We start from the raw sequence: 22,225 nt of genomic DNA on the forward strand, positions 1-22,225 counted from the left end.
GCCTGACTGACGTGACCACGAACCACAACTACCTCGCCGTCATCAAGGTCGTCGGTGTCGGCGGCGGCGGCGTCAACGCCGTCAACCGGATGATCGAACTCGGCCTCCGTGGCGTCGAGTTCATCGCGATCAACACCGACGCGCAGGCGCTGCTGCTCAGCGACGCCGACGTCAAGCTCGACGTCGGCCGCGAGATCACCCGCGGCCTCGGCGCCGGCGCGGACCCCGAGGTCGGCCGTCGTGCCGCCGAGGACCACGCCGAGGAGATCGAAGAGGCCCTCGCCGGTGCCGACATGGTCTTCGTCACCGCCGGTGAAGGCGGTGGGACCGGCACGGGTGGTGCGCCCGTCGTCGCCCGCATCGCCAAGTCGATCGGCGCCCTCACCATCGGTGTCGTCACGAAGCCGTTCAGCTTCGAGGGCAAGCGTCGCCAGTCCCAGGCCGAGAACGGTGTCGCCGGGCTCAAGGACGAGGTCGACACGCTCATCGTCGTGCCGAACGACCGCCTGCTCGAGATCAGCGACCGCGGCATCTCGATGGTCGAGGCCTTCGCCACGGCCGACCAGGTGCTCCTCGCCGGCGTGCAGGGCATCACCGACCTCATCACCACCCCGGGTCTCATCAACCTCGACTTCGCCGACGTCAAGTCCGTCATGCAGGGTGCGGGCTCCGCGCTCATGGGCATCGGCTCGTCGCGCGGTGCCGACCGTGCCATCAAGGCCGCCGAGCTCGCCGTCGCGTCCCCGCTGCTCGAGGCCTCGATCGACGGAGCGCACGGTGTGCTGCTCTCGATCCAGGGTGGCTCGAACCTCGGCATCTTCGAGATCAACGACGCCGCGCGTCTGGTGCAGGAAGCCGTGCACCCCGAGGCGAACATCATCTTCGGTGCGGTCATCGACGACACCCTCGGCGACGAGGTCCGCGTGACCGTCATCGCCGCGGGCTTCGACGGCGGCGAGCCGGCGCAGCAGCAGAAGGAGCGTCGCTCGAGCTACGTCGACCCCGAGTCGAGCGCGACGGCCCCCGTCGCCGCCTCGACCGGTGCGATCGAGGACTCCAGCACGTCGAGCCCCTCCTGGGCCTCGCAGGAACACCAGCCGCCGGTGCAGCGCGCCGCCGACCCGGCGTTCGACGACGACGACGAGCTCGACGTCCCCGACTTCCTGAAGTAACCCCTCCTTGGTAGCAGACACGCGCCTCCCGTCCGCCTCGTCATCAGACGACGGACTGGAGGCGCGTTTCGCGTCCGTCAGAGGTGGCATCGCCGACGCGGCGCGCGCCGCAGGGCGCTCGGCCGACGACCTCACGCTGATCGTCGTCACGAAGTACCACCCGGCGTCCCTCGTCCGTGCGCTGGCGTCACTCGGCGTCACCGACGTGGGGGAGAACCGCCACCAAGAGGCACAGGCAAAGGCCGCGGAACTCGCCGACCTCGACCTGACCTGGCACTTCATCGGGCAGCTGCAGTCGAAGAAGGCCCGGCAGGTCCGTCGCTACGCGCACGTCGTGCAGTCCCTCGACCGCACGTCGGTCGTGGATGCCTTCGCACCGACCGAGGCCGAGCCGGATCCACCGGTCATCGACGGGTTCGTGCAGGTCAACCTGACCGACGACCCCGGCCGCGGCGGCGTGCAACCGGACGACGTCGAGGCGATGGCCGCACGCGTGCTCGAGACCGGCACCATCCGGTTGCGCGGGGTCATGGCCGTCGCGCCGCTGGACGAGGAGCCCCGTGCGGCGTTCGCCCGACTGCGGGCGATCTCGGACCGGGTCGTGGCGCTCGAGCCCGGCGCCACCGACATCTCGGCCGGCATGAGCGGCGACTACGCCGACGCCGTGCTCGAGGGCGCGACACACCTGCGGATCGGCACCGCAATCACGGGAAATCGGCCGGCGGCACCCTAGCCTCGTTGCAGGGCATCCACGTGCACCAACCTCCGGAGGAACCATGGCCAACCCGCTGAAGAAGACGATGGTCTACCTCGGCCTCGCCGACGAGGAACTCGACTACGAGGACGAGCAGCCGCAGCAGGCCGCGCCCGCGCGCCAGCAGGCTCCCGCCACTCCGGCCGCAGCACCGCAGGATGCCCCCGCCCCGGCGGACGCTCCCGCGGCCGCCGCAGCTCCGGCAGCGGCCCCGGCCGCCGCTCCCGCGAAGACGCACACCCACCAGCGCGGCGCCCAGGTCACTCCGCTCCGCCGCTCGCACACGACCGCACAGAAGGCGACCCCGGTCCAGGAAATGAACGAGATCCTCACCGTCCACCCGCGCGAGTACAAGGACGCCCAGTCCATCGCCGAGAGCTTCCGCGACGGGATCCCCGTCATCATCAACCTCTCGCAGATGACCGAGAACGACGCCCGACGCATGATCGACTTCGCCTCCGGCCTGTCACTCGGCCTGTACGGCAAGATCGAGCGCGTCACCAACAAGGTCTTCCTGCTGTCGCCCGCACACGTCGCAGTGAGCGGTGAGCCGGCTGAGGTAGAGTCCGACATCGAGGCGAACTTCTTCGCCCAGTCCTGAGCCGTCCCCCGGCCACCCGCCCGTGAGCGTCGTCGCATGACGGCACTCGCCCGAGACGAGCGAGCCCCATCGTGTCCGTGATCCTAGGGATCATCTCCCTCGCCCTCCTGCTGTACTTCTTCGTCATGTGGGGGCGGTTCGCGCTCGACCTCGTGCAGAACTTCAACCGGTCCTGGCGGCCGCGCGGGGGACTGCTCGTGGTCTCCGAGTTCGTCTACACGATCACCGATCCGCCGATCCGCGCGGTCCGGCGGGTCCTGCCGCCGCTCCGCATGGGGCCGGTGGCACTCGACTTCGGCTGGACGATCGTCATGCTCGTCGTGATCATCGCCCGGGTCGTCGTCAACGGCATCGCCGTCGCGGTCTGACCCGATCCAGGGTCGATCCAGGTCCGCGACACGCGCCGCGCCGATGCAGTGGTCGTCGTTCCTCCCCGTCGTCGGTGTACGGTGGTCGGGATCGATGCTCGCCTCCGGCGCGGCATCCGCACCACACGTGGTGACTGGTAAGTTCGGTCACGACGCAAGTGGTTCCACACGTTCAGCAGTTCTATTGAGGTGACGGCAATGGCTTTGACGCCGGAAGACGTAGTCAACAAGCGGTTCCAGCCGACGAAGTTCCGCGAGGGCTACGACCAGGACGAGGTCGACGACTTCCTCGACGAGGTCGTGGTGGAGCTGCGTCGCCTGACCGCGGAGAACGACGAGCTCCGTCAGCGCCTGCAGGCGGCCGAGTCGGCCCCGCAGTCGGCGCAGGCCGAGCAGCCCGCTCCCGCGGCAGAACCCGAGCCGGAGCCCGTGCCGGCCCCGGTCGAGGTGGCTCCCGAGCCCGCTCCGGTCGCAGCGGCCGCCCCGGCGACCACGGTCCCGGCGGACGAGGACACCGAGGGCACCACGAACCTCCTGACGCTCGCGCGTCGTCTCCACGAGGAGCACGTCCGCGAAGGCGTCGAGAAGCGCGACGCGCTCATCGCCGAGGGCACCGCCCAGGCAGCGCGTCTCGTGTCCGAGGCCGAGGCCAAGCAGCGCCAGATCATCGCCGACACCGAGAACACGAACCGTCAGCGTGTCCAGGTGCTCGAGCAGGAGCAGCGCCAGCTCGAGGGCAAGATCGACGAGCTCCGGACGTTCGAGCGCGACTACCGCGCCCAGCTCAAGAGCTACATCCAGGGGCAGCTCTCCGAGCTCGACTCCTCGAACGAGCAGTCCGGTCTCACCCCGGCGCCGGCATCGGCGCAGGGCTTCGGCAACTGACGTTGTCACGACCAGCATCACGAGCGAAGGTCAGTGTCCGCGCTATCGCGGCACTGGCCTTCGCCGCTGTCGTGGTGGTGGCGTTCGACCAGGTCGCGAAGGCGCTGGTCGTCGCGAACCTGCCGTACGGCACCCCCGTCCCGATCCTGGGCGGGGCGCTCCAGTTCCTGTACGTCCGGAACCCCGGGGCGGCGTTCTCCTTCGCGGTGAACATGACGTGGGTGTTCTCGATCATCTCGGCGGCGGTCGTCGTCGCGATCATCATCTACTCGCGTCGGATCCGGTCGATGTGGTGGGCCGTCGTGCTCGGCATGCTGCTCGGCGGAGCGCTCGGCAACCTGATCGACCGACTCTTCCGTGAGCCCGGCTTCGGCCGCGGCCACGTGGTCGACTTCATCTCGACGCCGTGGATGATGCCGGCGATCTACAACGTCGCCGACTCGTTCATCTGCATCAGCATGGTGGTCTTCGTGCTGCTGGTGATCCTCGGCGTGAACCTCGACGGGTCCCGCACGGTCTCCGCCAAGCGCGCTGCGCAGGCGGACACGACGGAGCCGCTCGACGGTGGGGCCGCGTTCTCGTCAGCTGACTCCGCTGTCGACGAGCCGACCCGCGCCTCCAGGCCGAACGACGGCGACCGACGCGACGCGCTGGGGCACGACGCCACGTGAGCGAGTCGCGTTCTCTTCCCGTCCCCGACGGGCTCGCCGGCGAGCGTGTCGACGCCGCCATCGCGAAGCTCCTCGGGTTCAGCCGGTCGTTCGCGGCCGACGTGGTCGCCGCCGGTGGGGTCCGGGTCGACGGCGTCCCCGTCGACAAGTCCGACCGCCTGCACGCCGACTCGTGGCTCGAGGTCGAGTGGTCCCCGAAGGAGCCGCCGCGCATCGTGCCGGCGGCCGTGCCCGGGATGACGATCGTGCACGACGACGAGGACATCGTGGTCGTCGACAAGCCCATCGGCGTCGCCGCGCACCCCTCGCCCGGTTGGGACGGTCCGACCGTGCCCGGGGGCCTCGCCGCAGCTGGGTTCACCATCGCGACCTCGGGCGCCGCCGAGCGTGCGGGCATCGTGCACCGCCTCGACGTCGGCACGTCGGGACTCATGGTCGTCGCGAAGACCGAGCTCGCGTACACCCACCTCAAGCGCGCCTTCAAGGAGCGCACGGTCGAGAAGGTCTACCACGCGCTCGCGCAGGGGCACCCCGACCCGACCTCCGGCACCGTGGACGCCCCCATCGGTCGGCACCCGTCGAGCGACTGGAAGTTCGCGGTCACGGCCGACGGCAAGCCGAGCGTCACCCACTACGAGACCCTCGAGGCGTTCCGGTCGGCGACCCTGCTCGAGGTGCACCTCGAGACCGGGCGCACCCACCAGATCCGCGTGCACATGGCCGCGACCCGCCACCCGCTGGTCGGCGACACGATGTACGGCGCCGACCCGGTCCTGGCGCAGGAGCTCGGGCTGACCCGCCAGTGGCTCGACGCCGTGCGACTCGGGTTCGACCACCCGCGCACCGGCGAGTGGGTGTCGTTCCAGGCGGAGTACCCCGACGACCTGCGCCTCGCGCTCGACCGCATCCGAGCCGCTTCGTCCTGACGGGCGCGCTGGTCGCGCCGTGCGTCGTCGCGCCGGTCGCGCCGGTCGCGCCGTGCCCGTCGTGCCGCCGAGGTTCCGAAATCTCGGCATCTGGGCGTGCTGTGCGTCGGTCTGTGGAACCTCGGCGGACCGCACGCGGCGTGTTGTGGAACCTCGGCGGGGGAGCGACGGGCGAACGATGGCCGTGCCGCATCCGTCACGTCCAGAGCCCGGCCGGGAGGCCCGTGGCGCCGCCGCCCCGTGCCTCCCGTCCGCCACGCGCGGGCTCCACCGCCGTGGTGACACGATCTGCAGGCTTCGGGCCCGCCGACCGACGGTTCCTGCACCCTCGCCGGGCTGCGCGCGGCGTGTCGTGCGACCTCGGCGTCGGACCGCTCGGACACGCGCGGGTTTGTCCGCGGTCGCGGTTAGGCTGTTCGCGTCCCGCAAGCAGCTCGTTCGACCGGAGGTTCCGTGGCGGATTCCGACTCCTTCGTCCACCTGCACGTGCACAGCGAGTACTCGATGCTCGACGGCGCGGCCAGGCTTGGCGACCTCGTGCAGGAGACCGCTGCGCAGGGCATGCCGGCCGTGGCGGTGACCGACCACGGCAACATGTTCGGCGCCTTCGAGTTCTGGAAGGCCGCCAAGGCCGGCGGCGTCAAGCCGATCATCGGGACCGAGGCGTACATCACGCCCCGGACGCACCGCACGGACAAGACCCGTGTGCGGTGGGGCGACGGCGGTGGGGACGACGTCTCCGGTGCCGGTTCGTACACGCACATGACGATGTTCGCCGAGAACACGACGGGCATGCACAACCTGTTCCGGCTGTCGTCGAAGGCGTCGCTCGAGGGCTATTACTTCAAGCCGCGCATGGACATCGAGCTGCTCGAGGAGTACCACGAGGGCATCATCGCCACGACGGGGTGCCCGTCGGGCGAGGTCCAGACGCGCCTGCGCCTCGGCCAGTACGACGAAGCCGTCAAGGCTGCCGCCGACTACCGCGACATCTTCGGCAAGGAGAACTACTTCGCCGAGGTCATGGACCACGGGCTCGAGATCGAGCGTCGGATCATGAGCGACCTGATCCGGCTGGCGAAGGACCTCGACATCCCGCTGGTCGGCACGAACGACCTGCACTACACGCACTCGCACGACGCCAAGTCGCACGCGGCCCTGCTGTGCGTGCAGTCGGGTTCGACGCTGAACGACCCGAACCGGTTCAAGTTCGACGCCGACGAGTTCTACCTGAAGTCCCCGCAGCAGATGCGGCACGTCTTCCGCGACAACCCCGAGGCCTGCGACAACACGCTGCTCATCGCCGAGCGGTGCAACGTCGAGTTCGACACCTCGGCGAACTACATGCCGAAGTTCCCGGTGCCGGCGGGCGAGACCGAGCACTCCTGGTTCGAGAAAGAGGTCGCGAAGGGGCTGGACTACCGGTACCCCGACGGCATCCCGGCCGAGGTGCAGGAGCGTGCCGACTACGAGGTCGGCATCATCAACCAGATGGGGTTCCCGGGGTACTTCCTCGTGGTCTCCGACTTCATCCTGTGGTCGAAGAACAACGGCATCCGCGTCGGCCCCGGCCGTGGTTCCGGTGCCGGCTCGATGGTCGCGTACGCGATGCGCATCACCGACCTCGACCCGATCCGGCACGGCCTGATCTTCGAGCGGTTCCTGAACCCGGACCGTGTCTCGATGCCCGACTTCGACGTCGACTTCGACGACCGGCGCCGCGGTGAGGCGATCAAGTACGTCACCGAGAAGTACGGGTCGGAGCGCGTCGCACAGATCGTCACGTACGGCACGATCAAGGCGAAGCAGGCGCTGAAGGACTCCTCGCGCGTCCTCGGGTTCCCGTTCGGCATGGGCGAGAAGCTCACCAAGGCGATGCCGCCGCCCGTGATGGGCAAGGACATCCCGCTCACCGGGATCTTCGACAAGGACCACCCGCGCTACAAGGAAGCCGTCGACGTCCGCACCGTGGTCGAGAACGACCCCGAGGCGAAGACCGTCTTCGACACCGCGCTCGGGCTCGAGGGGCTGAAGCGCCAGTGGGGCGTGCACGCGGCCGGCGTCATCATGTCGAGCGACCCGCTCATCGACATCATCCCGATCATGAAGCGGGAGCAGGACGGCCAGGTCGTCACGCAGTTCGACTACCCGGCAGCGGAGTCGCTCGGGCTGATCAAGATGGACTTCCTGGGGCTCCGCAACCTCACGATCATCAGTGACGCCCTCGACAACATCAAGAACAACCGTGGCATCGAGCTCGACCTCGAGACCATGGGGCTCGAGGACCCCGAGGCGTACGCGCTCCTGCAGCGCGGTGACACGCTCGGTGTCTTCCAGCTCGACGGTGGGCCGATGCGTGGCCTGCTGCGTCTGATGAAGCCCGACAACTTCGAGGACATCTCCGCGCTCATCGCCCTGTACCGTCCGGGCCCCATGGGTGCGAACTCGCACACGAACTACGCGCTCCGCAAGAACGGCGAGCAGGCGATCACGCCGATCCACCCGGAGCTCGAAGAGCCCCTGGCGGAGATCCTCGGCGGGACCTACGGCCTGATCATCTACCAGGAGCAGGTCATGGCCATCGCGCAGAAGGTCGCGGGGTTCTCCCTCGGCCAGGCGGACATCCTCCGCCGCGCGATGGGCAAGAAGAAGAAGTCCGAGCTCGACAAGCAGTACGCAGGCTTCGAGAAGGGCATGCTGGACAACGGCTACTCGGCCGCGGCGATCAAGATGCTGTGGGACATCCTGCTGCCGTTCTCCGACTACGCGTTCAACAAGGCGCACTCCGCCGCGTACGGCGTGGTCTCGTTCTGGACCGCCTACCTGAAGGCGCACTACCCGGCCGAGTACATGGCGGCGCTGCTCACCTCGGTGGGTGACGCCCGCGACAAGCTCGCGCTGTACCTGAACGAGTGCCGCCGCATGGGCATCAAGGTCATGCCGCCGGACGTCAACGAGTCGATCGGCTTCTTCGCCGCTGTCGGTGAGGACATCCGGTTCGGCATGGGCGCGATCCGCAACGTCGGGTTCAACGTCGTCGACGACATCGTGAAGGCCCGCACCGACAAGGGCGCGTTCGAGTCGTTCCACGACTTCCTGCGCAAGATCCCGATCTCGTCGGCGAACAAGCGGACCGTCGAGTCGCTCATCAAGGCGGGTGCCTTCGACGAGTTCGGCGACTCCCGCCGCGCCCTGGTCGAGATCCACGAGGGCGCGGTCGAAGGCGCCGTCAAGGTCAAGCGTGACGAGGCCCACGGCAACGTCGGCTTCGACTTCGACTCGCTGTTCGCCGAGGTCGCCGAGGAATCGCCGGCCACCGGTCCGGTGTCACAGGTGCCCGACCGTCCGGAGTGGTCCAAGCGCGACAAGCTCGCGTTCGAGCGCGACATGCTCGGCCTCTACGTCTCCGACCACCCGCTCGCCGGGCTCGAGATCGAGCTCGCGAAGCACCAGTCGATCACCATCGCCGACCTCATCGCGGCCGACGACTCGGTCGAGGGCGAGACCGTCACGGTCGCGGGTCTGCTGACGAGCGTGCAACACCGGGTGGCGAAGACGAGCGGCAACCCGTACGGCATCGTCGACATCGAGGACTTCGGCGGCCAGATCGGCGTGATGTTCCTCGGCAAGACCTACCAGGAGTTCGGTCCGTCGCTCGTGGCCGACTCGATCGTGGTCCTGCGCGGTCGTGTGAACGTCCGCGACGACGGCAAGGCCCTGCACGCAGTGAGCATGTTCCAGCCGGCGATCGGCGACGCGATGGGCTCCGGCCCGCTCACGTTGTCGTTGCCGGAACGGCAGGCCACCACGTCCACGGTGACGGAGCTCGCCGCCGTGCTCGGACGGCACCAGGGCGAGACCGAGGTCCGGCTGAAGCTGCTGAAGGACGACGTCGCGCGCACGTTCGAGTTGCCGTTCCCGGTGAACCTGACACCCGACCTGTTCGGCGAGCTGAAGAGCCTGCTCGGGCCGCGCTGCCTGGTGTAGCGGGGGCGTGAGCGTGGCCGGACACCGGATCTTCGGGACGCCCTTCGCGGCGGTCTACCCGCACTACCTGGCGAAGGTGGAGCGGAAGGGCCACACGAAGGGCGAGCTCGACGCCGTCATCACGTGGCTGACCGGGTTCGACGACGCAGCGCTCGCACGGCACCTGGCGGACGAGACCACGTTCGAGGACTTCTTCGCCGCCGCGCAGCTGCACCCGAACGCGCCCCTCATCACGGGCGTGATCTGCGGCGTCCGGATCGAGGAGATCGACGACCCGCTCATGCGGCAGATCCGGTACCTCGACAAGCTCGTCGACGAGGTCGCGAAGGGCCGTCCGATGGCGAAGGTGTTGCGGACCGCGTGACCGGAGCGCGCGGGAGCGTTCCCGGCGCCGAGGCGCTGCGTGCCTTCGGGGTCGCCGGGTCCACGCCCGTGCCGCTCGCGGGAGGGCGCGGGCTGACCTGGCGTGCCGGGGGCATCGTCCTCCGGCCCCACGACGGCGTTGCGGTGACCGACTGGCGTGCCGGCGTCCTGGCGGAACTCGACCACGCAGCGGAGTCCGAGCACCCGGCCGAGTTCCGCACACCCCGCCCCGTGCCCACCCGCGACGGCAGCTGGCGGTCAGGGGACTGGGAGGCGTGGGAGTTCGTGCCCGGCGTGGCCGACGAGTCCCGCGTCGAGGACGTGATCCGAGCGGGTCGTGCCTTCCACCGCGCGATCGCCGACCTGGAGCGGCCCGCGTTCCTCGGCACGGATCCCGGCACCAGCACGGGCGTCACCGCATCCAGCGCCGCTACCGACCCGTGGGCCCGTGCCGACCAGATGGCGTGGGGCGAGGAACCGCTGCCCTCGGACCCGACCCTCGACCGGCTCGCCACGGCGTTCCGGCCGGTCCGAGCACCGTCGCAGCTGGTCCACGGGGACCTGCTCGGCAACGTGCTGTTCGCCGACGGGCAGCCACCGACGATCATCGACTGGCCGCCGTACTGGCGTCCGGCGGGGTTCGGCACCGCGATCGCGGCCGTCGACGCGGTGTGCTGGCACGGGGTCCCGGTCGGTCGGCTCGACGCGCTCGGCGACGACGAGCCGGAGTGGCGTCAGCTGCTGGTCCGGGCGCTCGTGTTCCGCATCGCGACGCTCCACCAGCTGGGCGCGTGGGACGCGACGTGCGTCGCACGCCACCGTCCGGTGGTCGACGTGGTCGCCGTCTGACGGGAGGCCCGTGGCGGGGCCGCCACGGGCCTCCCGTCAGCAGGTGCGTCGTGTCAGGCGCCGCGCCCGGTGATCGCGCGGATCCGCGCGACGACGCGGGGGTTGCGGGCCCCGAAGCTCAGCGCGGTGAGCCGGCGGAGCGACACGGTCGCCCGGTGGACGAGCAGGCCCGTCGCCTCGGCGATGTCGGAGACGGCGTGCCACCGGGCACGGAGCGATGCCGGGTCGATCTCGGTGGCGGCCGCCATCCGGATCAGCTCGACGAGCCCCTCGCCGCCACGCCAGGAGGTGCTCTGGTTCTCGAAGCGACGCAGGATGCGGTCGATCGCCGAGGCACGGTGGTTCGCGACGGCGTGCGACCAGCGAACGTCCTGCGACACCGGGTCGACGAGGATCCAGCGGGGGGCGTTCGCGTTGAGCGCCGAGAGCTGCGCGAACGTCGTCAGGGTGCCGAGGGCGATCGCGACGTCGAAGATCTGCCGCGGGCGACCGCCCACGGCGATGGCTGCCCCGGGGAACGCCTGCCGCGCGGTCCGGATCTGCGACTTCGCGACGATGACCGTCACGACCACGTCGTCCGGAGCGGCTTCGAGGGTGTTGAGGACTCGAGCGACGACTTCGTTCGTCAGGTCCGCCGGCACGTGCAGTGCGACGCGGACCACGTCGTCGTCGGGCAGGAACGCGTCGGCGAACACGTCGACGGCATCGCGGTAGCGGGCGAGGAACAGGGCGACGGCACCGGCGTAGAACGGGTACCGCTCGAGCAGGATGCGCTCGTGCTCCAACCGGAGCGAGGGGCCGCGGTCACCGCTGAAGCTCGTCGAGCCGGTGTGCAGGACGAGCGCGCGGTTCGCCAGGACCGACGTGTAGCCGTGCTCGTTGATGCGCAGGCAGAAGTCGTTCTCCTCGCCGTAGCCGGGGGAGAACACCTCGTCGAACAGGCCGAAGCGGTCGACCATCTCGCGCCGGATCAGGAAGCAGAACCCCATCGCCACCGGCGACACGGTCGAGCGGGGGAGCAGGTACTTCGTGCGGCCGTGCAGCTCGCGCGTCCGGCGCGGCGGCAGCGTCGCACGCGGGTTGCGCCGGGCGTACGGGAACGACGCGATGGTCGCGTTGTCGCTTCGCGCACACACGACGCCGATCGCGTCGTCGGACGCCAGCACCGCGGTCATCTCGTCGAGGAACCCGGGCATCGGCACCGTGTCGCTGTTGAGCAGCAGGACGTCGTTGCCGGTCCGGTCGAGGTCGAGCACGGCGCGGTTGCAGTTGCCGACGAACCCGAGGTTGCGCGGGTTGCGGGTGTACTCGAAACCGGGGTGCTCGCCGACGAGTTCGAGGACGCGGGCCTCGATCGTGTCGACGTGGGGCCCGACGTCGTTGGCCAGCAGGACCCGGTCGACCGAGAAGTCGACGGTCTCCAGCAGCGCCTGGATGCAGCGCTCGAGGCCGGGGAGGTCGTCGTAGATCGGGACGACGATCGTCACCGGACGTCGGTCGCGGCTCATCGTCGCACCAGCTTCCGTGCGACCACACCCGGTCGGGCGAGCAGTCGGCCGACCGTTCCGGAGCGGGCGCGCACCCGGTTCGCGAGCAGGCCGAGCGCGGCGCGCGCACTCGTGGCACCGAGCGACGCGTACGCGCCCGGGAGCTCGAACCAGTAGCGCGCGGCCTGGGGGAGTCGGTAGCCCTCGGTGCCGACCAGCGCGACGAGGCGTGCGATGGCCGCCGCGTTGTCGTGGCCTGCGCCCGTGACCGAGGCGAGCCTGTCCGGAGCAGCCGCACCGTGCCTCCTGGCCGTGTCCGGGTCGGCCGCGTACGACGCGAGCGCGTCCGCGAGGGCCGAGACGTCGTCGGCGTCCACGAGCACGCCGGTGACACCGTCGTCGACCAGCTCCGCGCTCCCGCCCTGGCGGGTCGCGACGACCGCCTTGCCCAGGGTCATGTACTCGGCCGTCGTGCGGCCGAAGGCCTCGATGGTCGACGGCGTGATGCAGACGTCCGCCGCCTGGATGAACGGAGCGGGCGTGTGCTGCTCGCCCGCGAACACGACACGGTCGGCGACGCCGAGCGCGCGGGCGCGCTCGGTCAGACGCTGGTCCTCGCCGGGGTGCTTCCAGCTGCCGACGAAGCACACGCTCGCGGCGACGCCACGTTCGTGCAGCGCGCCGAGGGCGTCCACGACCCGGTGCTGCCCCTTCGACTCCTCGACACGCCCGAGGACCGTGATCCGGAGTCCGGGCTCGGCCTGCGGGAACGGTGCGAGCGCCGGCTTCTCGTCCCTCGTGGCCAGGAGCCGCTCGGTGTCGACCGTGGGGTACGCGACGGACAGCTTGTCGGCGGAGATGTACTGCGCCAGGTGCTCGCGCATCGCCTCGGAGTTGGTGACGACGGCGCCGGACAGCAGGCCGATGTCGCCGAGGACGCCCGCGCGCCCGGTCTGGAACTGCAGCCCGTGGTCGAGGTCGCCGTACTCACGGACGAACCACGCCTGCGGGATCCCGAGGACCGCGGCGGCGAACGACGCCCACGGTGCGACGAGGGTGTTCGTGACCACGAGGTCCGGGCGCTGCCGCTCGTACAGACGGATGATGGCGTTCACCGCGGCGTAGTCGACGGTGGCGAACGCGGCACGTTCCGCCGCCGGAGCCGGCTGCGGGCTCGGCAGCGCCCACCCGCGGAACCGCAGGGCGTCGTAGGACCAGCCGCGGTCGTCGAGCGCCTCGATGAACTTGCCCTTCGGAGCCTTCGTGACGAAGGTCGGGGTCATCGTCGGGTCGATCGCCAGCCAGTCCTCGACGAACCGGAGGAGGGACCGCTCCGCGCCGCCGAGGTTGACGGGCGCCGTCGAGTGGTTGGCGAAGCTGACGATCACCCATCAACTCTACTGATGATTTTCCAAGCGTTTGCTCTCTGGCCACTCGCCGCGCGCCCGCGCCACCGCGTCGAACGTGCGTTGTGCAACCAGTGTGCGAGAATGCCTCGTCCCTGAATCCCTGTGAGGAGCGCTCCGTTGCGCCCCGGAGGAGCCTGCACCCGAAGCATGACGTACCTGAACGAGCTCATGTCGTCGCGCGAGTTGCTGATGAACCTCACTGCGCGCGAGGTCAAGGGCAAGTACCGCCGCACGGTCTTCGGGCAGCTGTGGTCCCTGATCAACCCACTCGCGACGATGCTGATCTACACGATCGTGTACTCGTTCATCTTCCGGGCGCGTCTCGAGGTCGGTGACCCCAGCGGACTGAACATCTACCCGCTGTGGCTCATGTGCGGCCTGCTGCCGTGGATCTTCGCGCGCAACGTCATCAACTCGGGGATGACCTCGATCGTGGCCAACGGCTCGCTGATCAAGAAGGTCTACTTCCCGCGGATGACGCTGCCGCTGGCGGCCGTCGGGTCGTTCGGCTTCACGTGGCTCGTCGAGATGGGTGTGCTGTTGATCGCCCTCGCCATCGCGGGTTCGAACTTCTGGATCTACCTGCCGCTGATCGCGCTGACGATGGTGTTCCTCGCCATGTTCGCCGCCGGCCTCGGGCTGATCCTGTCGATCATCAACGTGCACTTCCGCGACATGCAGCACCTCGTCGGCATCGGCCTGCAGATGTGGATGTACCTGTCGCCGATCATCTACCCGCTGTCGCTCGTCGAGGACGCCGCGAACAAGGCCGGACACCCGTGGATCATCCACGTCTACAAGCTCAACCCGATCGAGCGGTTCTCCGAGGTCTTCCGGAACCTCATGTACGACAACCGTCTCCCGAACTGGACCGACCTGGTCGCGTGCGCCATCGCTGGATGCGCCTCGCTCGCACTCGGCTACTTCGTGTTCTCCCGCAACGAGAAGAAGCTGGCTGAACTGCTGTGAGCGATGCTGCCGTCACCGTCGACCACGTGTCGAAACGATTCCGCATGTACAGCGAGCGAAACGACTCGCTGAAGAGCATGGTCATGCGCGGCAAGAAGTCCGTGCACGAGGACTTCTGGGCACTGAAGGACGTGTCGTTCGAGGTCCCGCAGGGCAAGACCTTCGGCCTGATCGGCAAGAACGGGTCCGGCAAGTCCACGCTGCTGAAGTGCCTGGCGAAGATCCTCTGGCCGGAAGAGGGCTCGATCACTGCCCGCGGCAAGCAGGCGTCGCTGCTCGAGGTCGGTTCCGGCTTCCACCCCGAGCTCTCCGGTCGCGAGAACGTGTTCCTGAACGGCTCGATCCTCGGGATGAGCCGCAAGGAGGTCACGCGGAAGTTCGACGACATCGTGTCGTTCTCCGGCGTCGGCCACTTCATCGACCAGCCGGTGAAGAACTACTCGTCGGGCATGTACGTCCGACTCGGGTTCTCCGTCGCGGTCGCGGTCACCCCGGACGTGCTCGTCGTGGACGAGGTGCTCGCCGTCGGTGACGCGACTTTCCAGAAGCGCTGCCGGACGAAGTTCAAGGAGATGAAGGACGAGGGCCGCACCGTCATCCTCGTCTCCCACTCGATGAGCACGGTCAAGGACATGTGCGACGAGGTGGCTTGGCTCAACGAGGGCGAGCTGAAGATGATCGGCAAGACGAACGACGTCGTCAAGGCGTACAACGAGACCGTCTGAGCGATCGGTGGTCAGCCCGGCAGCGCTTCACCTCAGCTCCGGTCAGCCGCCCGGCGTCGTGTTGGACGTTCCTCTGCGCGCGTCATTGCGTCAAGAGCAGACTGCACAGCCCTTCTGAGCCGCTTCGCAGATGTCCGTTCAACACCGATGTGGACCGCAATTGCAAGTGTGATGCTGCTGAGTATCGCAACACTCAACGTGATCGCCCATGGCATGTCCGGAGCGAGTGCTCCGATGATGGCCCAACCGAACTCTTCGTGGACGAGATAAAGAGGGTAGGTCAACAGTCCTGCGATCGTGAGCCATTTCCAGCCCACCCGCCGTAGCGGAGTAAGGGTGGTCGTCATGACAGCCAAGAAGCAGACCGCGGTTATCGCCATCATGACGACATCGTTCATGCCGGCTCCGGTCAACCGTGCCACGGCAGCAGCAGCGTCTGTGCCGGCTGTCGGGACTGCCCAGATGACGTTCGCACCGAGGAGAAGCCAAGTGATCGTGGACCGCCGGTCAAGCGAGAGTAGATAAATAAGCATCCCGCCGGCGAAGAGTGGTGCGTAGGTGGGTTGCAGGATGGTCGCAAGCAAATGCGCATCGCTGGATTCAGCGAGTGCTGCCGCAATCGGCCAGACTGCGCAGAACACCAGGATACGGTTGCGAGTGATTCCGACCAGCAAGAACAGTCCGACTAGGAAATAGAAGTGAAGCTCGATCCAGAGGGTCCAGTAGACGCCATCCACATGCTCCACACCGAACGCTGATTGCCCCATCGTCAGGTTCACGAATATCTGCTTGATTGAAACATCCTGCGGCGCGGTGGCGAGTAGAAGTCCTCCGGTGAACAAGACCGCGAACCAGTACGCCGGGTACAAGCGTGCTGTACGCGACGCCACGAATGCAGTGAGCGGACGGCCCCACGCGCTCATGAGGATCACGAATCCGCTGATCACGAAGAATAGGTCAACTCCGAAGTAGCCGAATTTGGCGATGCTGAAGAGCGGAGCGGAGATGTCTCGGAACGACATGCCCCACCGGTCGGTGTGCGCGGCGTAGTGGAAGAGCATGACGGCGATCGCGGCGAAAAACCGGAGGCCATCGAGCGCAGCGAATCGGCCGCCCAACGCTGGAATGGGTCTTGGAGTTACTTTGACCAACGCGGCGACCTCGCGATCGAGAGCATGTGGTTCAAACGTGGACCCCTACTTGTCGCACAGCGTCGAGTTCGACGATTCGAGGTGCTCCGTCCAGCGCCTTCATCGCGCCGATGACACGTTCACAGTTACGTCCATCGCGTACCGGGAACGCTTCGCTCGTGCGCCGCTCGTATTCGGGAGCAACGCGGAAACCGTTCGACGCTATGTCGGCGATCGCGTCGACCGCCTTGTCAACGTCTGTGGTGACTGGTCCAAACCCGTCTCGTTCGTACTCGAAGTACCCTCGGCGTCCGATATGCATGCCGTTGAAGAACTCGTGAGCGTCGAACTGGAGGTATACGACCGGAACGTCCACGACTGCCGCTTCGAAGGCGATTGACGAGTAGTCGGTGAGGACTGTGCTCGCGGTGGCGAGGACGTGTTGTACGTCGGCGTCGCGGTAGCTGAGGACCTCGACGTGCGGGGGGAGCTTGAAATCTGCGAGGTACGGCCGCATGTTCGGGTGCGGCATGAACACGATCCGGCGCCTCTCAGTCTGCGCAATCGTGCGGAGACGTTCGTCGTGGAGCAAGCGGAGATAGGTCTGGGCGTACTCACTCTCCATGAATCGGTCGTTCCGCAGGCGCTCGTTCGAACCCTTGAGTGCGGCACCAACGATCCCCTGCCTCCATGTCGGCATGATCACGATCGCGTCCCGGTCGGACTCGATCGTGGCTTGGCGCTTCCTCAGGAGTGCGTCGTGGCGGGGAAATCCGGTCAGCACCGCTTCTCGGTCGCTGAACACCCACGGGCTCGATTCGACGATCGATCGTTGCTCAGCCCTCGTACCGGTCACGAGCAACGCGATCGGTTTGATGTTCAGCCAGCGGGAGAGGTCGTACTGGGTGATGCCGTGCTGAAGGAACGAATACTTGAAGCGGGGCCTCCCGTAGCGGCGGCCATCGAGGGGCGACACCACGTAAGCGTCTGCGTGCGAAGAGGCCAGGTGCGCGGCGTGCAGGATGAGCAGACGCCACTCGGCGCTCCCGTACGCCACCAGACGGAAGCCCTCTGCTTTGAGCCGGTCCCAGTCCTCGGACTTACGTTCGAGGACGAACCAAGCGTTAATCTCGGGGTGGTGCGCTCGCGCGTAACGGTAGAGGTGTTCCGCGTTGTCATTTGCGTCGGTGTTGCGATCCATGAACACCCATGCGTCTTCGAACCGCCTGCGAGTTGATGGCGCATGGAACTTGATCGCAGTGAGATCGCTCGTTAACTTCTGCTTGTCGAGATTGCGCCTCCACGACAGGAGCGTCTTCCCTGCTCTTGAACGCATGTAGCGGGTCAGGCTCTGCGATGGGTCGAGTTCCGCTTTGTGTCTACGGCGCTGGCCGATGATTGTTGGATTCAATTGCTTGTAGGTCAGCGACTCTGCATGACCCCATTGATCACCGCGGACGACGGAAACCTGCAAGCCATCAAGGTGGACCAACGAGCGCAGCCCGCGACGGATCCAGAGGTGGCGTCGCTTGAGCAGGGTTCGTCCATAGAACTGGTACTCCTGTACCGTGCCGTATAGAGGGGCCACCACCTCGTCGTCGACAACGATGTGCTCGGTCGGCTCAGGCCCGGAGAACCAGTACGTCAGGTGAACTTCCTGCCGCGACTCGTCCACGTCATTCAAACGGACGTAGTCAGGTCGAAGCGGCTCGGGCCGGTAGCCCTTGAGGAAGGTCTCCTTCACCGCAAACTCGACGCCCATCGCGTCGAAGGTGCGGATTGCGTCATCACTGATGAGGTCGAGGATTTCGCGCATCAGCTCATGGAACTCATCGAACACGTGCTTCGGTGCCGCCGCCGTGAGCGACCTAATTGCCAATTCGTTCTTGAAGTACCAGAAGAGGTCGTACAGCACCGTGTTCTCGAGCCAACGCGGGACAGATTGCTGCCGGCTCGCTTCTTGCAAAAGCGCGAGGAATCCGTGCCGCAAGAGCGTCGTGTACTTGTCTTCCATCAGGAAGCTGGTCTGCGTCGCAGACGAGCCGTTGCCTCGGGTGCGGTAGTAGTACTTAGCCGAAGACACCACACCGAGTCGATGTGTGTTCGAGCCCAGAAGATACCTTGCGATGAAGTGGCCGTCCTCGAAGTTCGGACGAATCCGAGTGTCGAACCGGAGGCCGAGATCGTCGATGGCCGACGTGCGCAAGAAGGTGTTGCCCGCGCTGACGTGGACAGTGGGTTCGACGTGCAGGTTGATGACACGCGAACCCTTCTGGAACTTGTGCCGGAGCGGGTGGCTGTCCGTTCGCTCCCCGGTTCGTTCGTCGAACGGCATCAGGTGCGTGCAGACAACCGAGACTGACTCGTCTTGGTAGATATCGAGAAACTTTGTGACCTGGCTGAAGTAGTCACTCGCGAGCACATCGTCAGGGTCGCAGAACGTCACCCAGTCGGCGTCGACGATCTCCAGGCCTGCGTTGCGAGCAGCGGCCACGCCTCCGTTCGGTTGCGAGAGGACGGTGGCCAGTACTCGCTGCTCGTCAATCCAGGTCCGGATGATCTGCTCGCTGTCGTCGGTCGAGCCGTCGTTCACGAAGATCAACTGGACGTGATGGAGCCCCCCGGTCTGATCAGCGAGCGACGCCAGAAAGTCGGGGAGGTAGGGCGCCACGTTGTAGGTCGCGATCACCGCTGCGATCTGCGGTCGGAGGGAGTCAGAGCGGCTAGCGGGGTGGTTCTGTGCCATCGTCTGAGTTGCTCCGTATCGGGTTGTGGGCAGGGCGGCGTCCCTAAAACGCCTCAGGAGAATACCAGTGATCCTCACCTCGGTCGCAGCACACGATCGCTGCTACCGTCTGGATCGCGATGATGAGTCCCGAGACCCCAGCCTTGCCCCCGACGATCTCCGTTGTGGTGCCGGCGCGCAACAGCGGGCTGTGGATCGGTGAGCTGCTCGAGAGCGTTCTCGCGCAGGACGTACAACAGCTCGAGGTTCTCGTCATTGACAACGGGTCCACCGATCGAACTCTCGACCTGGTGACCGAGTACGCCGCGCGTGACAGTCGAGTACGACTCATCCGTTCGGGTGCTGAGTCCGCTGCTGCAGCACGGAACGAAGGTGCCGGTGAAGCCGTGGGCGAGTACCTCGTCTTCGCGGACTCGGACGACATCGTCCCGGACGGCGCCTATCGCACAATGCTCGAGTCGCTGGTGGCCAGCGGAGCAGACATGGTGATCGGAGACCACCTCAAGTTTTCTCCAACGGCGACATGGAGCCCGACCGGTCGCTGGGGTGCTTTCACGGCTCCCTGTTCAGCCGTCGTCCCGGACGATCGACCCGAATTGCTGACGGGCCGCGCGTGTTGGAATCGGATGTTCCGGCGTTCTTTCTGGGACCGGACGGGGCTGCGGTTCCCGGAGATCCCAAGCGTCGAAGACATAGAGCCGATGACCCGCGCCTTCGTTGAGGCGGAGCACGTCGACGTCGTGTCAGCTCTGGTCTACCTCTACAGAGACCGCAGCGATGCATCCTCGATCTCTCAGCGCCCGGATGCTGCGTCGACCGTTCGGTACCTCCAACAGGAACTTGCTTGCGCGCACCTCGTGTCTCGCCGCCCGGCCCTTCGGGAACAGCACGCGACGATAGTGGCGGACGCCGACGGATGGGCGCATCTGGCGAGGTTTGTCGCCACCAATCCGTCGTCGGCGGACATCAAGCTGGTGAGAAGCGCTCTTGACGCACTGTTCGACGTAGTACCCCTGGCCGCGGTAGGGCAGGCTGCTCCGTCTCGCCGTGCACTCTGGGGTCTCATGCTCGCGGACCGATGGTCCGTCGCTGCCAGTTTCGCGGCCGGGGCCGGCTCTGACGACGCGTCGACTCGCCTTGTCTCGTGGCATTCTGCGATGGCCGTACTGGGGGCCGAGCCGACCAAGTACTTGGAGCTGGAAGCACTGATCCTGGAGGGCCTCCTTCCCGTCCTAGTGAACGTGGCAGAAGACGTCCCTCTGGCCCAGCTCACTGATGCAGTGCAGGATTTCGCGAAGCTCCCGGCCACCAAGCCGGTTCCCGGGCTCGCTTCTGCGATGGCGGACGCTCTCGCCCGAAGCGCTGTCGGTGAGGTCCTGACCGTGTCGCGACTTCGTCATGTCGTGCCCCTGGTCGTCGACGTCGCTCGTCCGACCGAGCGCGGATTGCAAATAGGCGGTCGAGCGAAGCTGGAGGTGGCAATGACATTCGTCCTTCGGTCCGGACCTGATGTTGTGTTCGTGCCTATTGACGTCACGACGGGTTCATGGAGCGTGACCCTGGATGCGGCGCAGCTCAGAAATGGTCGCTGGACGGTAACGGCTCAGGCAGCGGGGGTGTCAGAAGAGTTCCCGGTGGTGACTGCGCGGATGCCCTTGCCCCCCATTGACGATCAGTTCATTTTGCAACCGCTGGCTGACCGGAGAGATGGATGGCGGTTCCTCGTGGACAGGCGAGTTCGGAAGCCTCGGGGGTTCGGCGCGTTGCTCAGACGAGCTTTGCGGAGGCCGCGCTAGCGAAGGACGAGAAGCCGAAAGGCCGTCTTAGTCATGACATTGAGCCCGCGAGCTCTCCTGAGTCTGTGGTCCGGAGCGGCGAAGCGGCTCTGCTTCCTCAGCGTTGAACGGCGTCCAGCAACTCCGCGTACCGCCGCGATAATGCGAACGGCGCCAGCCGCCGGCTGAACTCCGCGGCCTCGGCAACACCCGGGGCAGGCACCGCCAGCGCCACGCGCAAGGACTCCGCGGCATCGCCGGCGTCGAACCACCTGACCCACGCCTCGTCGCCGAACTCGGCACGCAGGTGCGGCTCGTCCGGCAGGACCGACGGCACGCCGAACGACGCGGCGAGGTGCAGGACCCCCGAGTTGAGCACCCGCCGGTAGGGGAAGACGGCGGTGTCCGCTGCGCGGAACCACCGCTGGACGTCGATGTCCTCGACTTGATCGTGCTCGCGCACTGCACGCACGTCGTCGCCGAGCAGCCGGTCGATCTCGTCACGGTCGTCGGACGTGGTCCGGCCGGCCAGCAGGAGCACGGGGCGCTCGGACGGCTCCGTCCGACGCACGGCTTCGACCAGGACGTCGACGCCCTTGTACGGGCGCATCTGGCCGAAGGCGAGGACGGCGTGGTCGCGGTCCGTGAGTCCGAGCGACGCACGCGCTTCCTCGCGCGACACCGAGTCCGGGTAGACGCCCTGGTAGCTCGGGTGCGGGAGGTGCACGACCTTTTCCGGGTCGAGCTCGTAGTACGAGGACACGGCCGTGGGTGTGTCCCTGTTCATCACGTGGACGACGTCTGCGGCGCCGGCCAGGTAGCGGTTCAGGTCGAGTTCGAGCTCGAGGTGCCGTGCATCGTGGGGGAGGACGTTGTGGATGGTCCAGACGAGACGTGCTCCGCGCGTGCGCGCCGCGTCGACGGCGGCGCGGAAGCGATCGAGCCGCGCCTGCGCTTCGTCGAGGTCGTCGTCGTGTCGCTGCACGATCGGGGACGTCCAGTGCATGTGGAAGACGTCGCCGGTACCGAGCCGGCCGAGGTGCTGCTCGAGCTGCTCCAGACGCAGGCTCTCGAGGACGTTCCAGCCGCGTGCCCGCGGGGCCAGCAGCATGAGGTTGAGGTACGGGTTGTCGCGGTAGGCAGGGAACACCGCAAGGAGGCGATCGGGCACCGACCGATCCTACGGGGACTCGGCCGGAGAGCGGGGTGGCGTCAGTCGAGCGTGGCGACGATGTACTCGGCCTCGTGCAGGACCGAGCAGAACGCCTGGCCCTCGTGGTCGAGCGCATCGCGCTTCAGGATGACTGCACCGCACACCGAGCACTTGGTCGTGAAGGTCGACCGCACGACGTCTGAGATGAGCGACATGCGACCATGCTGCGCGCCGAAGGTGAACAACGGGGAGCGA

The 22,225-nt window shown here is 67.2% G+C and carries 19 protein-coding genes; 13 read left to right on the forward strand and 6 right to left on the reverse strand.

Translation table 11 applies throughout. The annotated features are described in order from the left end of the window. Positions 1-11 precede the first annotated feature (11 nt). From ftsZ to ACIPV1_RS00775, 10 genes are all read left to right on the forward strand, one after another. On the forward strand, positions 12-1,172 hold the full coding sequence (gene ftsZ, locus ACIPV1_RS00730; protein ID WP_111085783.1) for a cell division protein FtsZ: 1,161 nt from the start codon (positions 12-14) through the stop codon (positions 1,170-1,172). A 7-nt stretch (positions 1,173-1,179) separates the two neighbouring features. Continuing rightward, a complete protein-coding gene (locus ACIPV1_RS00735; RefSeq protein ID WP_402725575.1) occupies positions 1,180-1,905 on the forward strand; it encodes a YggS family pyridoxal phosphate-dependent enzyme in 726 nt (241 codons plus the stop codon). Positions 1,906-1,948: 43 nt separating this feature from the next. Then, on the forward strand, positions 1,949-2,527 hold the full coding sequence (locus tag ACIPV1_RS00740; protein ID WP_123292468.1) for a cell division protein SepF: 579 nt from the start codon (positions 1,949-1,951) through the stop codon (positions 2,525-2,527). 71 nt (positions 2,528-2,598) lie between these two features. Then, the gene (locus ACIPV1_RS00745; protein WP_111085780.1) at positions 2,599-2,895 is read left to right on the forward strand and encodes a YggT family protein; all 297 of its coding nucleotides are present in this window, start codon (positions 2,599-2,601) and stop codon (positions 2,893-2,895) included. Positions 2,896-3,093: 198 nt separating this feature from the next. Then, positions 3,094-3,780, forward strand: a complete 687-nt coding sequence (locus tag ACIPV1_RS00750; protein ID WP_402725576.1) for a DivIVA domain-containing protein — start codon at positions 3,094-3,096, stop codon at positions 3,778-3,780. 2 nt (positions 3,781-3,782) lie between these two features. Further along, positions 3,783-4,451, forward strand: a complete 669-nt coding sequence (lspA, locus tag ACIPV1_RS00755) for a signal peptidase II (protein WP_402725577.1) — start codon at positions 3,783-3,785, stop codon at positions 4,449-4,451. Continuing rightward, entirely contained in the window at positions 4,448-5,377 is a 930-nt protein-coding gene (locus tag ACIPV1_RS00760) for an RluA family pseudouridine synthase (protein ID WP_123938308.1), read from the forward strand. The genes lspA and ACIPV1_RS00760 overlap by 4 nt, the downstream gene beginning before the upstream one ends. A gap of 504 nt (positions 5,378-5,881) precedes the next feature. Beyond that, positions 5,882-9,364: a DNA polymerase III subunit alpha gene (gene dnaE / locus ACIPV1_RS00765; RefSeq protein WP_216834008.1), complete on the forward strand. Its 3,483-nt coding sequence runs from the start codon at positions 5,882-5,884 to the stop codon at positions 9,362-9,364. Positions 9,365-9,377: 13 nt separating this feature from the next. After that, positions 9,378-9,728 carry a DUF2200 domain-containing protein gene (locus ACIPV1_RS00770; RefSeq protein ID WP_402725870.1) on the forward strand — a complete coding sequence of 117 codons (351 nt, stop codon included), beginning with the start codon at positions 9,378-9,380 and terminating at the stop codon, positions 9,726-9,728. After that, positions 9,725-10,576 (forward strand): hypothetical protein, encoded by an 852-nt coding sequence (locus tag ACIPV1_RS00775; RefSeq protein WP_402725578.1) that lies wholly within the window; start codon positions 9,725-9,727, stop codon positions 10,574-10,576. Before ACIPV1_RS00770 ends, ACIPV1_RS00775 begins: the two co-directional genes overlap by 4 nt. 53 nt (positions 10,577-10,629) lie before the next feature. Here ACIPV1_RS00775 and ACIPV1_RS00780 read toward each other — a convergent pair whose 3' ends face one another. Next, positions 10,630-12,084, reverse strand: coding sequence for a glycosyltransferase family 2 protein (locus ACIPV1_RS00780; RefSeq protein WP_402725579.1), 1,455 nt, complete (start codon positions 12,082-12,084; stop codon positions 10,630-10,632). Then, the gene (locus ACIPV1_RS00785; RefSeq protein WP_402725580.1) at positions 12,081-13,451 is read right to left on the reverse strand and encodes a glycosyltransferase family 4 protein; all 1,371 of its coding nucleotides are present in this window, start codon (positions 13,449-13,451) and stop codon (positions 12,081-12,083) included. The genes ACIPV1_RS00780 and ACIPV1_RS00785 overlap by 4 nt, the downstream gene beginning before the upstream one ends. Positions 13,452-13,619: 168 nt before the next feature. Between ACIPV1_RS00785 and ACIPV1_RS00790 the strand changes: the two genes are divergently transcribed. Together ACIPV1_RS00790 and ACIPV1_RS00795 are read left to right on the forward strand one after the other, a co-directional pair. Next, entirely contained in the window at positions 13,620-14,441 is an 822-nt protein-coding gene (locus ACIPV1_RS00790) for an ABC transporter permease (RefSeq protein ID WP_132100582.1), read from the forward strand. Positions 14,442-14,485: 44 nt separating this feature from the next. Then, on the forward strand, positions 14,486-15,166 hold the full coding sequence (locus tag ACIPV1_RS00795) for an ABC transporter ATP-binding protein (protein WP_111039170.1): 681 nt from the start codon (positions 14,486-14,488) through the stop codon (positions 15,164-15,166). A 32-nt stretch (positions 15,167-15,198) separates the two neighbouring features. Here the strand turns inward: ACIPV1_RS00795 and ACIPV1_RS00800 are convergent, their stop codons facing one another. After that, a complete protein-coding gene (locus tag ACIPV1_RS00800; RefSeq protein ID WP_402725581.1) occupies positions 15,199-16,317 on the reverse strand; it encodes an acyltransferase family protein in 1,119 nt (372 codons plus the stop codon). Positions 16,318-16,348: 31 nt separating this feature from the next. Continuing rightward, the gene (locus tag ACIPV1_RS00805; protein ID WP_402725582.1) at positions 16,349-19,042 is read right to left on the reverse strand and encodes a CDP-glycerol glycerophosphotransferase family protein; all 2,694 of its coding nucleotides are present in this window, start codon (positions 19,040-19,042) and stop codon (positions 16,349-16,351) included. Positions 19,043-19,164: 122 nt separating this feature from the next. Between ACIPV1_RS00805 and ACIPV1_RS00810 the strand changes: the two genes are divergently transcribed. Beyond that, positions 19,165-20,838 carry a glycosyltransferase family 2 protein gene (locus ACIPV1_RS00810; RefSeq protein ID WP_402725583.1) on the forward strand — a complete coding sequence of 558 codons (1,674 nt, stop codon included), beginning with the start codon at positions 19,165-19,167 and terminating at the stop codon, positions 20,836-20,838. Positions 20,839-20,935: 97 nt separating this feature from the next. On the opposite strand, the gene ACIPV1_RS00815 is transcribed toward ACIPV1_RS00810, so the two are convergent. Both ACIPV1_RS00815 and ACIPV1_RS00820 read right to left on the reverse strand, forming a co-directional pair. Next, positions 20,936-21,988 (reverse strand): glycosyltransferase, encoded by a 1,053-nt coding sequence (locus ACIPV1_RS00815; RefSeq protein ID WP_402725584.1) that lies wholly within the window; start codon positions 21,986-21,988, stop codon positions 20,936-20,938. Between the two features lie 41 nt (positions 21,989-22,029). After that, a complete protein-coding gene (locus ACIPV1_RS00820; protein WP_165900991.1) occupies positions 22,030-22,185 on the reverse strand; it encodes a hypothetical protein in 156 nt (51 codons plus the stop codon). Positions 22,186-22,225 lie beyond the last annotated feature (40 nt).

This window comes from Curtobacterium sp. NPDC089991 (assembly GCF_044748425.1).
Taxonomy (GTDB): domain Bacteria; phylum Actinomycetota; class Actinomycetes; order Actinomycetales; family Microbacteriaceae; genus Curtobacterium.

Bases quoted from the DNA above. Each gene is read 5' to 3' on its own strand.
- ACIPV1_RS00790 (WP_132100582.1), top strand. From the start codon at position 13,620: ATGACGTACCTGAACGAGCTCATGTCGTCGCGCGAGTTGCTGATGAAC.
- ACIPV1_RS00820 (WP_165900991.1), bottom strand. From the start codon at position 22,185: ATGTCGCTCATCTCAGACGTCGTGCGGTCGACCTTCACGACCAAGTGC.
- ACIPV1_RS00805 (WP_402725582.1), bottom strand. From the start codon at position 19,042: ATGGCACAGAACCACCCCGCTAGCCGCTCTGACTCCCTCCGACCGCAG.
- ACIPV1_RS00750 (WP_402725576.1), top strand. From the start codon at position 3,094: ATGGCTTTGACGCCGGAAGACGTAGTCAACAAGCGGTTCCAGCCGACG.
- dnaE (WP_216834008.1), top strand. From the start codon at position 5,882: ATGCTCGACGGCGCGGCCAGGCTTGGCGACCTCGTGCAGGAGACCGCT.
- ACIPV1_RS00795 (WP_111039170.1), top strand. From the start codon at position 14,486: ATGTACAGCGAGCGAAACGACTCGCTGAAGAGCATGGTCATGCGCGGC.
- ACIPV1_RS00740 (WP_123292468.1), top strand. From the start codon at position 1,949: ATGGCCAACCCGCTGAAGAAGACGATGGTCTACCTCGGCCTCGCCGAC.
- ACIPV1_RS00810 (WP_402725583.1), top strand. From the start codon at position 19,165: ATGAGTCCCGAGACCCCAGCCTTGCCCCCGACGATCTCCGTTGTGGTG.
- ACIPV1_RS00780 (WP_402725579.1), bottom strand. From the start codon at position 12,084: ATGAGCCGCGACCGACGTCCGGTGACGATCGTCGTCCCGATCTACGAC.